This window comes from Pseudomonas sp. OTU5201 (assembly GCF_038440135.1).
Lineage (GTDB): Bacteria > Pseudomonadota > Gammaproteobacteria > Pseudomonadales > Pseudomonadaceae > Metapseudomonas > Metapseudomonas resinovorans.
Map to the genome: position 1 here is coordinate 1 of NZ_JASATC010000050.1, position 14,728 is coordinate 14,728.

General features: G+C 64.1%; 13 protein-coding genes and 1 pseudogene. 9 read left to right on the forward strand and 5 right to left on the reverse strand.

The genetic code is table 11. The annotated features are described in order from the left end of the window. Nucleotides 1-188: 188 nt before the first annotated feature. Complete coding sequence (locus tag AAHM40_RS23525) at nt 189-842, reverse strand: intradiol ring-cleavage dioxygenase (RefSeq protein ID WP_342246841.1); 654 nt, start codon at nt 840-842, stop codon at nt 189-191. Nucleotides 843-1,057: 215 nt separating this feature from the next. Between AAHM40_RS23525 and AAHM40_RS23530 the strand changes: the two genes are divergently transcribed. The 3 genes from AAHM40_RS23530 (at nt 1,058) to AAHM40_RS23540 (ending at nt 4,452) form a co-directional block, all read left to right on the forward strand. Next, the gene (locus AAHM40_RS23530) at nt 1,058-2,422 is read left to right on the forward strand and encodes a multicopper oxidase family protein (protein ID WP_342246842.1); all 1,365 of its coding nucleotides are present in this window, start codon (nt 1,058-1,060) and stop codon (nt 2,420-2,422) included. Between the two features lie 7 nt (nt 2,423-2,429). After that, entirely contained in the window at nt 2,430-2,921 is a 492-nt protein-coding gene (gene tadA, locus AAHM40_RS23535) for a tRNA adenosine(34) deaminase TadA (RefSeq protein ID WP_342246843.1), read from the forward strand. 274 nt (nt 2,922-3,195) lie between these two features. Beyond that, nucleotides 3,196-4,452, forward strand: coding sequence for an amino acid permease (locus AAHM40_RS23540; RefSeq protein WP_342246844.1), 1,257 nt, complete (start codon nt 3,196-3,198; stop codon nt 4,450-4,452). A gap of 124 nt (nt 4,453-4,576) precedes the next feature. On the opposite strand, the pseudogene AAHM40_RS23545 reads toward AAHM40_RS23540, so the two are convergent. Together AAHM40_RS23545 and mltF are read right to left on the reverse strand one after the other, a co-directional pair. Beyond that, nucleotides 4,577-5,116 (reverse strand): annotated as a pseudogene (locus tag AAHM40_RS23545) (transposase); the annotation flags it as partial. Nucleotides 5,117-5,227: 111 nt separating this feature from the next. Further along, on the reverse strand, nt 5,228-6,691 hold the full coding sequence (gene mltF, locus AAHM40_RS23550; protein WP_342246845.1) for a membrane-bound lytic murein transglycosylase MltF: 1,464 nt from the start codon (nt 6,689-6,691) through the stop codon (nt 5,228-5,230). 166 nt (nt 6,692-6,857) lie between these two features. On the opposite strand from mltF, the gene purL reads away from it, so the two are divergent. The 3 genes from purL to AAHM40_RS23565 all read left to right on the forward strand — a co-directional run bounded on the left by purL (nt 6,858) and on the right by AAHM40_RS23565 (nt 11,658). Next, nucleotides 6,858-10,754: a phosphoribosylformylglycinamidine synthase gene (gene purL / locus AAHM40_RS23555; RefSeq protein ID WP_342246846.1), complete on the forward strand. Its 3,897-nt coding sequence runs from the start codon at nt 6,858-6,860 to the stop codon at nt 10,752-10,754. A 156-nt stretch (nt 10,755-10,910) separates the two neighbouring features. Further along, nucleotides 10,911-11,171 carry a CDGSH iron-sulfur domain-containing protein gene (locus AAHM40_RS23560; RefSeq protein WP_342246847.1) on the forward strand — a complete coding sequence of 87 codons (261 nt, stop codon included), beginning with the start codon at nt 10,911-10,913 and terminating at the stop codon, nt 11,169-11,171. Nucleotides 11,172-11,340: 169 nt separating this feature from the next. Next, nucleotides 11,341-11,658 (forward strand): YqfO family protein, encoded by a 318-nt coding sequence (locus AAHM40_RS23565; protein ID WP_342246848.1) that lies wholly within the window; start codon nt 11,341-11,343, stop codon nt 11,656-11,658. Here AAHM40_RS23565 and AAHM40_RS23570 read toward each other — a convergent pair whose 3' ends face one another. Continuing rightward, on the reverse strand, nt 11,659-12,531 hold the full coding sequence (locus tag AAHM40_RS23570) for an AraC family transcriptional regulator (protein ID WP_342246849.1): 873 nt from the start codon (nt 12,529-12,531) through the stop codon (nt 11,659-11,661). Between the two features lie 147 nt (nt 12,532-12,678). On the opposite strand from AAHM40_RS23570, the gene AAHM40_RS23575 reads away from it, so the two are divergent. Both AAHM40_RS23575 and AAHM40_RS23580 read left to right on the forward strand, forming a co-directional pair. Beyond that, complete coding sequence (locus AAHM40_RS23575; protein WP_342246850.1) at nt 12,679-13,581, forward strand: DMT family transporter; 903 nt, start codon at nt 12,679-12,681, stop codon at nt 13,579-13,581. Beyond that, nucleotides 13,578-13,898 carry a cupin gene (locus AAHM40_RS23580; protein WP_342246851.1) on the forward strand — a complete coding sequence of 107 codons (321 nt, stop codon included), beginning with the start codon at nt 13,578-13,580 and terminating at the stop codon, nt 13,896-13,898. Before AAHM40_RS23575 ends, AAHM40_RS23580 begins: the two co-directional genes overlap by 4 nt. Before the next feature lie 13 nt (nt 13,899-13,911). Here AAHM40_RS23580 and AAHM40_RS23585 read toward each other — a convergent pair whose 3' ends face one another. Next, on the reverse strand, nt 13,912-14,265 hold the full coding sequence (locus AAHM40_RS23585) for a hypothetical protein (protein ID WP_342246852.1): 354 nt from the start codon (nt 14,263-14,265) through the stop codon (nt 13,912-13,914). Between the two features lie 197 nt (nt 14,266-14,462). Between AAHM40_RS23585 and bufA2 the strand changes: the two genes are divergently transcribed. Beyond that, entirely contained in the window at nt 14,463-14,723 is a 261-nt protein-coding gene (gene bufA2, locus AAHM40_RS23590) for a BufA2 family periplasmic bufferin-type metallophore (RefSeq protein WP_280285866.1), read from the forward strand. Nucleotides 14,724-14,728 lie beyond the last annotated feature (5 nt).

Consider the following 14,728-nt stretch of genomic DNA (forward strand, 5'->3'; position numbering starts at 1 on the left):
TGCATGACGTGTTGTAGGCAGCTGCATTGCCTGCAGGAGCTGGCTTGCCAGCTAATGGCGGCGTTTCGCTGGCAAGCCAGCTCCTACAAGGCTCTTGGCCAGAGGGTAAATCTCTCGCAACAGCTAACGCAGACATAGCGAACTCATTCGCCAAGCAGGCCGAGGATCTGCCCTGTGGGGTTACAGGTTCAGGCGTTGGCGTGTGTATCGACCACCAGCGTCAAGCGCGCGATGAACCCTGCACCGTCTTCCTTCAGTTCCGCGATGGAGTGCTCGCCCTGCTGGCGGTGGAAGACGTAGTCCTGCTCCAGCGGTGTCCAGTCCTGGCCGGGGTGGGAGTAGGGCGGTTTCGCCATCGCCGGGCGGATCACCGCTTCGGGGAAGTACAGCTGGCCAGTGTGGATATCCCGCTCACTCAGATGCACCTTCAGGTGCACATGGTTGGTCCGGCCGGGGTAATAACCCGGGAGGATGCTGCGAAATTCCGCACGGCCGTCGTCGTCGGTGATCTGTACACCACGCAAGTAGCGGCTTCTCGAGTCGCTCCCGACGCCCGAGTAGGCGCCTTGCGCATCGCAGTGCCAGATCTCCAGGGCGGCGTCGCCCAAGGGGCGGCACCCGTCCAGTTGCAGCACCTCGAACTGAAGCCGTAAGGCGATGCCTGGTTTACCGTCCGTGATGTCCTGGCGCAACAGCGCATCTTCCAGATAGAAGGGCCCGGCGGTCTGCACCGGGCTGAGACGGCAGGCCCTGGTGCTGTCGGACTGGCCGAATCGCGGCCAGCTCAGCAACACCAGGCCGCCGAGACCGAATTGCATCAGTTGGCGGCGGGTGGGATGCACGGAGACGCTCCTCTGCAGAGGGTCGGGACATCTCTTTCAGCCTAGACCTGGCACGAAACGACTGCCGCGCCCATCGGTCGCAGTCAATGCGGATGCTTTCCCTTATCTTTCTCGATTGCTGGGTGTATCTTTGGCGCCCCGCAGTCCGGCCCGACAGAGGCCGGTTCGATTAGCCGATGGGACAGCCCCGTTCTTCCCCTGAGGAGCCTGACCCCATGTCGTTCACCCGCAGACAGATTCTCGGTGGCCTGGTTGGCCTCGGTGTGGTCAGCCTCGGTGCCGGCGGCGCCCGCTATTGGCTCGGCCGCACTCTGGATGCCAAGACCCACGACTATGAGCTGATCGCCGCACCGCTCGATCTAGAGCTGGTCGCCGGTCATTCCACCCCGGCCTGGGCCTACGGCGGTCAGGCGCCGGGCGTCGAACTGCGCTCGCGCCAGGGCGACTGGCTGCGAGTGCGCTTCATCAACAAACTCGACGAGCCCACCACTATCCACTGGCACGGCATTCGCGTACCGCTGGAGATGGATGGTGTGCCCTATGTGTCGCAGTTGCCGGTCCTGCCCGGCGAGTACTTCGACTACCGCTTCAAGACCGATGACGCCGGCAGCTTCTGGTATCACCCGCACCTCTCCAGCGCGCACCAATTGGGGCGCGGCCTGGTTGGCCCGCTGATCGTCGAGGAGCGTGAACCCAGTGGCTTCAAGCACGAGAAGGTGCTAAGCCTGAAGACCTGGCATGTCGACCAGGAAGGCGCCTTCACCGCCTTCAGCGTCCCCCGCGAGGCCGCCCGTGAAGGCACCCGTGGCCGTCTGACCACCATCAACGGCAAGCCGCTTCCGACTGTGGAGCTGCCTGCTGGCCAGGTGGTGCGTCTTCGCTTGCTGAACCTGGACAACACGGTTACCTACCGGCTCAACCTGCCGGGGGCCGAGGTGCGTATCTATTCCCTGGATGGTCACCCCGTGGCCCCCCGCGATCTGGGCAAGGAATACTGGCTTGGGCCTGGCATGCGTATCGAACTGGCCATCAAGGTGCCGGCAGAAGGCACCGAACTGCCGCTGCGCAATGGCCCGCTACGTCTGGCGACGCTAAAGAGTGTGGCCAGCAACGAGGCGCCCGGTGACTGGCCGGCACCATTGCCGGCCAACCCGGTACCCGAGCCCGACCTGGAGAAGGCCGAGGTGCTGCGTTTCAACTTCGAGTGGGCTGCCACCCTGGCCAGCGCGGCCGGAAGGCCGAGCAACTACTGGCAGATCAACGGCAAGGCTTGGGACATCGACGACAAGACCTGCGCTGACCGCCCGATTGCCAAGCTGAAGAAAGACGGCCACTACATCTTCGAGCTGCGCAACATGGCTCAGTACCTGCACCCCATTCATCTCCATGGCATGGCCTTCAAGGTGCTGGACTCGGACCGCAAGTCCATCATTCCGTACTTCACCGACACCTACCTGCTGGGTAAGAACGAGACCGCGCGCATCGCGCTGGTCGCGGAAAACCCGGGGGTGTGGATGTTCCACTGCCACGTCATCGACCATATGGAAACCGGCCTGATGGCCGCCATCGAGGTTGTCTGAGCCGACCATGCGCCAGCCCCAGATCATCGACCGCAGCCGCGACGAACACTTCATGCGTGAGGCCCTTGCCCTTGCCCAGCAAGGTGCAGCGCTGGGCGAGGTGCCGGTGGGGGCGGTGCTGGTCAAGGATGGCGAGATCGTCGGGCGCGGCTTCAACTGCCCCATTTCCGGCCATGACCCCAGTGCCCATGCCGAGATGGTGGCAGTACGTGACGCCGCCAGCCGCCTGGAGAACTATCGCCTGGTCGGCAGTACCCTCTACGTCACGCTCGAACCCTGCAGCATGTGCGCGGGGCTCATCGTCCACTCGCGGATCACCCGCGTCGTCTACGGCGCCACCGAGCCCAAGGCGGGCGTGGTGATCAGTCGCGGCCAGTTCTTCGAGCAGGAATTCCTCAACCACCGGGTTCTGGTGGAGGGCGGGGTTCTGGGGCAGGAATGCAGCGAGATGCTCTCGGCGTTCTTCCAGGCGCGCCGGGCGGCACGCAAGGACACCTGACTCGGAAGCTTCCGACAGGCTATCCGACCATGGTCGGGTTCTTTGCCGCTAGACCCAGAAATCTCCTGTGCTAAGGTGCGCAGCCGTCCGAAATGGGCGGCCCAGAGCGTCTCGTCTGCGATTCGCTGGGGAAGGCCCCGATAGGGGCTACCGCCAGGAGGCGCCCGCAATCCCGTTGTCCCGCAGTGCCCGTTTCACCGTTTGACGGAAAGGCCATGGCAGCTTCAGGTCAGGGTCCTCCTGAAAACATGAATGTGTTGTTGAGGGTGCTGTTATGAGTGAAACCAGGGTCCAGTCGTACCAGGATCAGGTTGGGGTGGAGCCAGTTGATTCTTCGGGGCTGGCAGTCCATCGGCTGAGCTTCCTTGAAGCCGTCGCCATGATCGTAGGCACCAACATCGGGGCGGGCGTGCTCTCCATGGCCTATGCCAGTCGCAAGGCTGGCTTCATGCCCTTGCTGCTGTGGCTCGCAGTAGCGGGCGTGTTCACCACCATTTCCATGCTCTACGTATCGGAAACCGCTCTGCGCACCCGTACCCACAGCCAGCTGAGCGGCCTCGCCCAGCGCTACGTGGGCTCGTTCGGTGCCTGGGCCATCTTCCTGTCGGTTGCGGTCAACAGCATCGGCGCGCTGATTGCCTACATGAGCGGCAGTGGCAAGATTCTCAGCGCGTTCCTCGGCATCAGTCCGGCGCTGGGCAGCGTGCTGTTCTTCCTGCCGGCGGCGCTGGTGCTGTATCTCGGCCTGGGTGCCATCGGCAAGGGTGAGAAGTTCATCAGCATCGGCATGGTCAGCATGATCGTCCTGCTGGTGGTCGCCACCCTGATCAACGAGAACACCGATGTCGCGCGCCTGATGGAAGGCGACTGGATCTACATGGTGCCGGTGTTCAATATCGCCGTGTTCTGCTTCTCCGCGCAGTACATCGTCCCGGAGATGGCCCGTGGCTTTAGCCATGCACCGCAGCAACTGCCGAAGGCAGTGATCACCGGCATGCTGGTGACCTTCTGCCTGCTGGCGATAGTGCCCATGTCGGTGATCTCCCTCACTGGCCTGGAGAACCAGACCGAAGTCGCCACCCTGGCTTGGGGGCAGGCGCTGGGTCAGTGGGCGTTCTACACCGCCAACACCTTCGCCCTCTGCGCCATGCTGACGTCTTACTGGGGCCTGGGTGGTAGCTTCCTGACCAACATCTTCGACAAGTTCCACAAGCTTGGCCCGGAAAACCGGCCGAAGACCCGCCTGCTGGTACTCGCCATCGTTTGCGTACCGCCCTTCGTGCTGGCCTACAGCGGCATGATCGGCTTCGTGAACGCGCTGTACTTCGCTGGCGCCTTCAGTGGCGTGATCCTTTCCATCATGCCGATCCTCATGCTGCGTTCCGCTCGTCGCCATGGCGACCTACAGCCGGCCTGGCAGTGTGGCTGGATCGCTCATCCGCTGATCCAGGTGTTCATCGTGATGATCTACCTGGCCAGTGCGGCCTACGCGATCTGCAGCGCACTGAATCTGCTGCCATCCGGTTGGTGATGGCCTGAAACGAAAAGGACCGCGAGACAGGCCGTGTGAAAACCCCCTGAGTGCAGGCCAAGCCAACGCCCCGACTGGTTCGGGGCGTTGGTGTTTCTGGGTAATCGAAAGAGAGGAACGGGATTTATCCCATCAGTTCGATTAGCCGGCGGGCGCCGAGCACATTGATCGCTCGTTTCAGGTTGCAGGCACTGACCGCCAGGGCCATTTCCGTGCGTGCGCCCTGCAACTGGCGGAGCAGGAAACGGCCATTGCCCAGGATCCACTGTTTCAGGTTGCCGAAGGGGTGTTCAACGATGGATCGGCGCCTGACCATGATTTCCGGCTGTGCCTGCATCCGCTGCTGCATGCGCTCGAAAGCCGACTCATGGGCATGCCGGGTGATGTACCGCCGCTTGGCTTTCGTGCACTGCGGCTGCAATGGGCAGGTGCTGCAATCGGTGCGGGCCGCATAGATGCGCTGGGTGCCGTTGTGCTGTTTGAGCGGTAGCCACTGGCCCGCCGGGCACCGGTACTGGTCGTTTGCGGCATCGTAGGTAAAGGCCTTGCGATCGAACAACAGCGTGTCGCCGTCCTGGTTGTTGATGCCCCGGTTCGACGGCACGAATACGGTGATGCCCGCATCGTCACAAGCCTGGAACTTGCTGCCGTCGATAGCACCAGCGGGCCGCTGATGAGTCCGACCTAGCGGCAGAACTGCACAAGCCTCAACTCAGACGGCTAGGTTTTCACACAGTCTGGAGATGCGGGCTTCTTTGTGGTCGAAAAGGACGGCTCAGAGTTTCTCGTCCTGCTGGTTTTCCGGCGGACGGGTCTTGTTGATGCCTGGCAGGTGGCTGGCGTTTTCAGCCAGTTGGCTGCCTTCCATCTGCGGCTGGGTCACCCAGGTGAGGATGTCGTAGTAGCGGCGGATGTTCTGGACGAAGTGCACCGTCTCGCCACCGCGGGCATAGCCGTAGCGAGTCTTGCGGTACCACTGCTTCTGCGACAGGCGCGGCAGCATCTTCTTCACGTCCAGCCACTTGTTCGGGTTCAGGCCCTCGGCCTCGGCCAGCTTGCGCGCGTCACCCAGGTGGGCGATGCCGATGTTGTAGGCGGCCAGGGCGAACCAGGTACGGTCCGGTTCCTTGAGGTCCTCGGAGAGACCATTCTTGATCAGGGTGAAGTACTTGCCGCCACCGTGGATGCTCTGCTGGGCACTCAGACGGTTGGACACGCCCATGGCCTTGGCAGTGTTCTCAGTCAGCATCATCAGGCCGCGCACGCCGGTCTTGGAGGTGGCGGTGGGCTGCCAGAGGGATTCCTGGTAGCCGATGGCCGCCAGCAGGCGCCAGTCCACGTCATTCTTCTGCGAGGCCAGGCGGAAGTGCTGCTCATACTTGGGCAGGCGCTGCTGCAGATGCTTGGCGAAGGTGTAGGCACCCACATAGCCGAGTACGTCAACGTGGCCGTAGTAGCGATCCTTCAGGCGCTGCAGGGTGCCGTCCTTGCGGGCCTTGTCGAGGAAGGCGTTGACCTCGTTGTAGAGGCTGTCGTCCTCGCCCGGCGCCATGGCCCAGGCCAGGCTGGTGGCGTCGCCCAGGTCGAAGGCGACGCGTACATTGGGAAAATAGACCTGGTTCATCGCCAGTTCGTTGGAGTCCACCAGGGTCAGGTCGATCTGACTTTCGTCGACCATGCGCAGCAGGTCGACCATTTCCACCTCGTCCGATTCCTCGTATTTCAGTCCGGGCAGGGTGGCTTTCAGCTTGGCAAGCTGCTCGGCGTGGCTGCTGCCCTTGAGCACCAGGATGCGCCGGCCAACCAGGTCCTCGGGGCGGGTAGGGCGGCGTTCGCCGTTGCGGTAGATGACCTGGGGGGTGACGTCCAGGTAGGAATGGGAGAAGCGGACTTCGTTCTTGCGCGCCTCGCTGGCCACCAGACCAGCGGCTGCCAGCACAGGACCATTGGCCTGACCTAGCCGGGAGAAGACGTCGTCCAGCTTGTCGGCGGTCTCGATCTTGAGTTCGACGCCCAGGTCGTCTGCAAAGCGCTTGACCAGTTCGTACTCGAAGCCGGTTTCGCCGTTGCGATCCTCGAAGTAGGTGGCCGGGCTGTTGCGGGTGATCACGCGTAGAACACCCTCCTCCTGAACGCGCTCGAGGGTGTTGGGCTGTTTGCAGCCGACGAGCATCAGGAGGAATCCGGTAGCCAGGGCCCAGAAAGCCCGACGTGTGCCGAACACGTGTTGATTTAGCATCCACGGAGTATACGCAAAGGCTGGCGGACGCCATATCTCGACAGAGGGCATCTTCTCTGCTAGCTCTCGGGCGACGCGAGGCACCTTCAGAGGTGCCGGAAAGCGGCGCTTTGCGCTAGAATGCACGGCCTCCAAGCACACCCCTTCCCCAGAGGCTGTCCCGAAGATGTTGATCCTGCGCGGTGCTCCCGCCCTTTCCGCTTTTCGCCACGGCAAACTGCTCGAGCAACTGACCCAGAAGGTCCCCGCCGTCAGCGGACTCTACGCCGAGTTCACCCACTTCGCCGAAGTGATTGGCGTACTCAGCGGGGAGGAAGAGCAAGTCCTGGCTCGCCTGCTCAAGTACGGCCCCAGCGTTCCGGTGCAGGAGCCGCGCGGCCGCCTGTTCCTCGTCGTGCCGCGCTTCGGCACCATCTCGCCCTGGTCGAGCAAGGCCACTGACATTGCCCGCAACTGCGGCCTGGCCAAGATCGAGCGCCTGGAGCGCGGTATCGCCTACTACGTGGCCGGTGAGTTCAGCGACGCCGACGTGCAACTGATCGCCAGCAGCCTGCATGACCGCATGACCCAACTGGTGCTGGCCGGCCAGGAAGAGGCCGCCAGCCTGTTCAGCCATGCCCAGCCCAAGCCGCTGACGGTGGTCGACATCCTTGGCGGCGGCCGCGCCGCGCTGGAGAAGGCCAACGTCGAACTGGGCCTGGCGCTCGCCGAAGACGAAATCGACTACCTGGTGAAGAGCTTCAACGATCTGGGTCGCAACCCCCACGACGTCGAGCTGATGATGTTCGCCCAGGCGAACTCCGAGCACTGCCGCCACAAGATCTTCAACGCCAGCTGGGACATCGACGGCCAGGCGCAAGAGAAGAGCCTGTTCGGCATGATCAAGAACACCTACGAGATGCACCGTGAAGGCGTGCTGTCCGCGTACAAGGACAACGCCTCGGTGATCGTGGGCTCCACCGCCGGCCGCTTCTTCCCGGACCCGGCGACCCGCCAGTACGGCGCGACCCAGGAGCCCGTGCACATCCTGATGAAGGTGGAAACCCACAACCACCCGACGGCCATCGCCCCCTTCCCCGGCGCCTCCACCGGCTCCGGCGGCGAGATCCGCGACGAAGGTGCCACCGGCCGTGGCGCCAAGCCCAAGGCGGGCCTGACCGGTTTCACCGTTTCCAACCTGCAGATTCCCGGTTTCGAGCAGCCTTGGGAGAAGCCTTACGGCAAACCCGAGCGCATCGTCACCCCGCTGGACATCATGATCGAAGGCCCGCTGGGCGGTGCCGCGTTCAACAACGAGTTCGGCCGTCCGGCCCTGACCGGCTATTTCCGTACTTTCGAGCAGGCCATCGACACCCCTCACGGTGAAGAAGTCCGCGGCTACCACAAGCCGATCATGCTCGCTGGCGGTATGGGCAACATCCGCGCCGAGCACGTGCAGAAAGGCGAAATCTCCGTCGGTGCCAAGCTGATCGTCCTCGGCGGACCGGCCATGCTCATCGGCCTGGGCGGTGGTGCTGCTTCCTCCATGGCTACCGGTTCCAGCTCCGCCGACCTGGACTTCGCCTCGGTACAGCGCGACAACCCGGAAATGGAGCGTCGTTGCCAGGAAGTGATCGACCGCTGCTGGCAGCTGGGTTCGGAAAACCCCATCAAGTTCATCCACGACGTCGGTGCCGGCGGCATCTCCAACGCCCTGCCGGAACTGATCAACGACGGTGGCCGTGGTGGCCGCTTCGAGCTGCGCGCCGTACCGAACGACGAGCCGGGCATGAGCCCGCTGGAAATCTGGTGCAACGAGTCCCAGGAGCGTTACGTGCTCTCCGTGGACGCAGCTGATTTCGAGCGCTTCAAGGCCATCTGCGAACGCGAGCGTTGCCCCTTCGCCGTGGTCGGCGAGGCCATCGAGGAGCCTCACCTGACCGTGGCCGACAGCCACTTCGGCAACAATCCGGTGGACATGCCGCTTGAGGTCCTGCTCGGTAAACCGCCGCGCATGCACCGCTCGGTCAGCCGTGAAGCGGAGCTGGGCGATGACTTCGCCGCTGCTGAACTGGACATCGACGAAGCCGTTAGCCGCGTGCTGCGTCACCCGGCCGTGGCCAGCAAGAACTTCCTGATCACCATTGGCGACCGCACCATCACCGGTCTGGTGGCGCGCGACCAGATGGTCGGCCCCTGGCAGGTTCCGGTAGCCGACTGCGCCGTTACCGCCACCAGCTTCGACGTCTACACCGGCGAAGCCATGGCCATGGGCGAGCGCACCCCGCTGGCCCTGTTGAACGCCCCGGCATCCGGCCGCATGGCCATCGGCGAGACCGTCACCAACCTGGCTGCCTCTAAGATCGAGAAGCTTTCCGACATCAAGCTTTCCGCCAACTGGATGGCCGCTGCCGGCCACCCCGGCGAGGACGCGCGCCTGTACGACACCGTCAAGGCCGTGGGCATGGAACTGTGCCCGGCGCTGGGCATCACCATCCCGGTGGGCAAGGACTCCATGTCCATGAAGACCCGCTGGCAGGATGAAGGTGCGGACAAGTCCGTCACCTCGCCGCTGTCGCTGATCGTCACCGGCTTCGCCCCGGTCAGCGATGTGCGCAAGACCCTGACCCCGCAACTGCGCCTGGACAAGGGCGAGACCGACCTGATCCTGGTCGACCTCGGTCGTGGCCAGGATCGCATGGGTGGCTCCATCCTCGCCCAGGTCTACAGCAAGCTCGGCCAGCAGGTGCCGGACGTCGACGACGCCGAAGACCTGAAAGCCTTCTTCGCCGTGATCCAGGGCCTGAACGCCGATGGCCACCTGCTGGCCTACCACGACCGCTCCGACGGCGGCCTGCTGGCCACCGTGCTGGAAATGGCCTTTGCCGGCCACTGCGGCCTGGACCTCTATCTCGATGCCCTGGCCGACAATCGTGAAGGCGTGGCCGCCGTGCTGTTCAACGAAGAATTGGGCGCGGTCATCCAGGTTCGCCAGGACGCCACGCCGGAAGTGCTGGCCCAGTTCAGCGCTGCCGGCCTCGGTGACTGCGTCGCGGTGATCGGCCAGCCGGTCAATGGCGCCAACGTTGCCATCAGCTTCAATGGCGAGGCCGTGTTCGGCGGCGAGCGCCGCATGCTGCAGCGCCAGTGGTCGGAGACCAGCTACAACATCCAGCGTCTGCGCGATAACGCCGACTGCGCCGACCAGGAATTCGACGCGCTGCTGGAAGAAGACAACCCAGGCCTGAGCGTCAAGCTGAGCTTCGACGTCAACCAGGACATCGCCGCGCCCTACATCAAGAAGGGTGCACGTCCGCAAGTGGCGATCCTCCGCGAGCAGGGCGTCAACGGCCAGGTGGAAATGGCTGCCGCGTTCGATCGCGCCGGCTTCGCGGCCATCGACGTGCACATGAGCGACATCCTGGCTGGCCGCGTCAGCCTGGAAGACTTCAAGGGCCTGGTGGCCTGCGGTGGCTTCTCCTACGGCGACGTGCTTGGCGCTGGTGAGGGCTGGGCCAAGTCGATCCTCTTCAACAGCCGCGCGCGTGATGGCTTCCAGGCCTTCTTCGAGCGCAAGGACAGCTTCGCTCTGGGCGTGTGCAACGGTTGCCAGATGATGTCCAACCTGCACGAGCTGATCCCCGGCACCGAGTTCTGGCCGCACTTCGTGCGCAACCGCTCGGAACAGTTCGAAGCCCGTGTGGCCATGGTCCAGGTGCAGGAGTCGTCCTCGATCTTCCTGCGCGGTATGGCCGGTTCACGCCTGCCCATCGCCATCGCCCATGGCGAAGGCCATGCCGAGTTCGAGAGCGAAGAAGCCCTGTTGGAAGCCGACCTGTCCGGTTGCGTATCCCTGCGCTTCGTCGACACTCACGGCAAGGTTACCGAGACCTACCCGGCCAACCCCAACGGCTCGCCTCGTGGCATCACCGGCCTTACCAGCCGCGACGGTCGCGTGACCATCATGATGCCGCACCCGGAGCGCGTGTTCCGTGCCGTGCAGAACTCCTGGCGCCCGGACGAGTGGCAGGAAGATGGCGGCTGGATGCGCATGTTCCGCAACGCCCGCGTCTGGGTGGATTAACAGCCGGCCAATGACCCTCTCCCTCCAGAGAGAGGGTGCCCGAAGGGCGGGAGAGGGCATTTCAGCCAGCTCCGCATGATCGGCCCACACCGACATCGACAGCGAGAGGCGGGAGAAGGCAATCTTCTCCCGCCTTTTCGTTTCCGAGCCCCGCCCATGCCGGACCCGATACTTCCTGAAGTCCGCCTGCTGCAACCCGGCGATCGGTGCCGCCTCTGTCGCTGTGGCCGCTCGGCAGAGCTACCCGATTGTCCCTCCGGCTGCCCCGAAGGACTCATCCTGATTGCACCTCGCGAGCAGCGCCTGCTGCTGTGCCGTTGCGGCCAGTCCATGCGCCTTCCCTGGTGCGATGGCAGCCACAGTCCGCCCACATCCGGCTTGGGTCAACGCTGGCGGCGCTTCTGGAAAGGTGAGTAGGGCGTCACCTTTATCGCCAGACGCACTATCTCCCGCAGAACACTTTTCCGCGCGATAGGTCCAACGTGCCGTATGTGAACGGTGCCTCGGTAAAATGACGTCAAAGTGCCATCATTTATGGCCATGTTTCCGGGCGCGCACCTGTCGTCCGATCCACGCGGAGAACCTGATGTACAAGCTGTGCTTCTACGTTCCAGAGAGCCATCTGGAACCGGTTAAAAAAGCCGTTTTCGCAGCCGGCGGCGGGCGTATCGGTGCCTATGACAGCTGCTGCTGGCAGGCACTTGGCCAGGGCCAGTTCCGCCCCCTGGAGGGCAGCAATCCCTACCTGGGGCAGGCCGGAATCGTCGAACAGGTCACCGAATGGAAGGTGGAGATGGTGGTTGCCGACGAGCAGATCCACGATGCGGTCAAGGCGTTGAAGAAGGCACATCCCTACGAGACGCCGGCCTTCGAAGTCTGGCGACTCTCCGACCTGGTGTTCTGATCAGCGAAACGCCGCTCTGTACGCCCCTGGCGTGCCGCCAATCGCGGCGCGGAAGCGATTGCTGAAGTGGCTGGCGCTGGCGAAGCCGCAGGCCAGGGCGATTTCCCCCAGCGGCAGTTCGGTATCCCGCAACAGCTTGCGCGCCCGCTCCAGGCGGCGCGCCAGCACATACTGGTGCGGCGGCATACCGAAGCTCTCGCGGAACATCCGCGCGAAGTGATACTCCGACAGCGCCGAGAAGGTCGCCAGCTCGCCCAGGCTGATGGGCTCGGCCAGGCGGTTCTCGATGTAGTCCACCAGGCGCCTGCGCAGCGCCGGCGCCAGCCCGCCCTTCAGGCGTAAACCCTCACGCATCCCGGCCTGGGTAAGCAGGCTGTGGTGGATCATCTCGTGTGCCAGGCTGGTGGCCCGCAGGCGCTCGCTGGGCTCGTGCCAGTCCAGGCTGATCAACTGATGGAAGTTCTGGGCCTGTAACGGGTCGTCGAGGAAGGTGCGCTCGCGCAATTGCAGTTCGCGGGGCTCACGGTCCAGCAGGGTCACTGCTGCCTGGGCGAAGTGCTCCGCGCTGAAGTAGAGGTGGGCCAGGCGAATTTCGCCGTTGATCACCCAGGAGGATTCATGGCCGGCGGGCAGGATGCACAGCTTGTCCGGCGCGCCCTTGGTGTCCGGGCGCTCGCGGCGGAAGGTGCCGGTACCGCCGGCCAGGTAACAGGACAGGGTGTGGACCTTCGGCCCCTGGTAGTCCCTCGCATCGTGATGGTTGCTCCACAAGGCTGCGCCCAGGCCATCGCCCAGCTCCGCACTGTGCTCGAGACGAGCATGGGGCGAACTGCTGAGGGACTGGAAGACCTGGTTCTGTTCGAGTAGCGACATGGGAGGAGCGGCCGGTGTGCGAATGGGGTTCATCCTAGCGCGCGGGCGTGGGGGCGGGCAGCTCTCCGACGAGATAAGCGCAAGTTTGTGCAAGCGGGTCGAAGGGGGCGGGCGGAGACTGGCCGCATCGAAACCGGAGTCGCCGTGATGAACCTGTCCCTTTATCTGCTCACTGTCCTGATTTGGGGCACCACCTGGATCGCCATCAAGCTGCAGATGGGCAGCGTCGCCATACCCGCCTCCATTGCCTATCGCTTCGCCCTGGCCGCCGCCGTGCTCTTCGCCTTCCTGCTGCTCAGTCGCAGGCTGCAGAAGCTCGACGGCCGCGCCCAGCTGATCTGCCTGGCCCAAGGCCTGTGCCTGTTCTGCATCAACTTCATGTGCTTCTACACCGCCAGCCAGTGGATCCCCAGCGGGCTGATCGCGGTGGTGTTCTCCACGGCCACATTGTGGAACGCACTCAATGCGCGAATCTTCTTCGGCCAACGCATCGCCCCCAATGTACTCGCCGGCGGTGGCCTCGGCCTGCTGGGCCTGGGACTGCTGTTCTGGCCCGAGCTTTCGCACCATACCGCCAGCCGCGAGACCCTTATCGGCCTTGGGCTGGCCCTGCTCGGCACACTGTGCTTCTCCGCCGGTAACATGCTTTCCAGCCTGCAGCAGAAGTCCGGGCTCAAACCGCTCACCACCAACGCCTGGGGCATGCTCTATGGCGCCCTCATGCTCAGTGCCTGGTGCCTGGTCAGCGGCACGCCCTTCGACATGGAGTGGAACACCCGCTACATCGGCTCCCTGCTTTACCTGGCGATTCCCGGCTCGGTGATCGGGTTCACCGCCTACCTGACTCTCGTGGGGCGCATGGGCCCGGAACGCGCGGCATACTGCACGGTGCTGTTCCCAGTGGTGGCGCTGAACATTTCGGCCTTCGTCGAAGGCTACCAATGGACCTTGCCCGCGCTGTTCGGACTGGGCCTGGTGATGGCCGGCAATGTGCTGGTGTTCCGCAAGCCGAAACCGCTGTTGCCGGCCGGCGCTGTAGGGCGTGCATGAGTACCGGCCGGGTGGTGCGCGGCCGCGAATTTACCGCGCAGCGGGCCTGGGGCGCGCTGGATATCGCCAACCTGGACGGCACCACTGTGCGCCTGCACTGGACCGATCAGCCCTACGTCTGGCACCAGAACGACGGCGAAGAGGTGTTCGTGGTGTTGGACGGCGAAGTGGAGATGCGTTACCGCTCGGATGGCGAGGAGCTTGCCGTGCTCCTGGGTGTCGGCGACATCTTCTTTGCTGGGGTGGGTTGCGAGCACGTCGCCCATCCCCGGGGCGTGGCGCGCATCCTGGTGGTGGAGCGCGAGGGCAGCGTCTAGCTTTTCGCCACCGTCAGCGCACCCGCGCCAGCAGCAGTGCCGCCAGTGCCGGATAGCAGAGGTAATGCACCACGAACAGGACGGTGCCCATGGGGCTCGGTATGTCCTGCAGTGCCATCATGGTCAGCAGACCGAGGTAGAGCACGCCGAGTATGCCGCCGTAGCCGAGCACGATGCGCCAGCGTTCGCCTGGCGCCGGTGCGCGTTTCTGGATGAAGCGGAAGGCCAGGGCCAGCAGCGTGGCCGTTGCGGTGGCGATCAGCAGGGTGGCGAAGATCCCGCCGATCTTCACGAAACTGCGCAGCAACAGGTTCAGGACGATGGCCAGGGCCACGCCGCCGACGGCGTAGCGCAAGGGGAGTGACATGGTCGTTTCTCGTTGCGGAGGTGGGGAAACTGTAGCCGGACCTGATCCGGGAGTGGTGACCTGCGCAGTTTCGCGGATTTCGTCCGGGCTACAAGAAAAATTCCGCGTCCACCTGTAACGCCAGCGAACGAGCGTTCTCTACCTCTATGTCCGGCGCAGCAAGCCGGCCAAAGACAACCCTCCCGAGGATGCACAAAATGACTACCAAGACTTCCACCACCACCGCTGCCGGCGTCGCCCTGGCCCTCGCCGCTGCCGGTCTGTTCGCCAGCCTGCCGACCCAGGTCATGGCCGAAGAAGCGATGGTGCACTGCTACGGCATCAACGCCTGCAAAGGCCAGAACGATTGCAAGACCGCCAACAACGCGTGCAAGGGACAGGGTGCCTGTAAAGGCCAGGGCTTCAAGAGCACCACGCTGGCCGAGTGCAATTCCGCCGGCGGCAAGGTTGGTCCCTGATGAGG

Bases quoted from the DNA above. Each gene is read 5' to 3' on its own strand.
- AAHM40_RS23530 (WP_342246842.1), top strand. From the start codon at position 1,058: ATGTCGTTCACCCGCAGACAGATTCTCGGTGGCCTGGTTGGCCTCGGT.
- tadA (WP_342246843.1), top strand. From the start codon at position 2,430: ATGCGCCAGCCCCAGATCATCGACCGCAGCCGCGACGAACACTTCATG.
- AAHM40_RS23540 (WP_342246844.1), top strand. From the start codon at position 3,196: ATGAGTGAAACCAGGGTCCAGTCGTACCAGGATCAGGTTGGGGTGGAG.
- mltF (WP_342246845.1), bottom strand. From the start codon at position 6,691: ATGCTAAATCAACACGTGTTCGGCACACGTCGGGCTTTCTGGGCCCTG.
- purL (WP_342246846.1), top strand. From the start codon at position 6,858: ATGTTGATCCTGCGCGGTGCTCCCGCCCTTTCCGCTTTTCGCCACGGC.
- AAHM40_RS23560 (WP_342246847.1), top strand. From the start codon at position 10,911: ATGCCGGACCCGATACTTCCTGAAGTCCGCCTGCTGCAACCCGGCGAT.
- AAHM40_RS23565 (WP_342246848.1), top strand. From the start codon at position 11,341: ATGTACAAGCTGTGCTTCTACGTTCCAGAGAGCCATCTGGAACCGGTT.
- AAHM40_RS23570 (WP_342246849.1), bottom strand. From the start codon at position 12,531: ATGTCGCTACTCGAACAGAACCAGGTCTTCCAGTCCCTCAGCAGTTCG.
- AAHM40_RS23575 (WP_342246850.1), top strand. From the start codon at position 12,679: ATGAACCTGTCCCTTTATCTGCTCACTGTCCTGATTTGGGGCACCACC.
- AAHM40_RS23580 (WP_342246851.1), top strand. From the start codon at position 13,578: ATGAGTACCGGCCGGGTGGTGCGCGGCCGCGAATTTACCGCGCAGCGG.
- AAHM40_RS23585 (WP_342246852.1), bottom strand. From the start codon at position 14,265: ATGTCACTCCCCTTGCGCTACGCCGTCGGCGGCGTGGCCCTGGCCATC.
- bufA2 (WP_280285866.1), top strand. From the start codon at position 14,463: ATGACTACCAAGACTTCCACCACCACCGCTGCCGGCGTCGCCCTGGCC.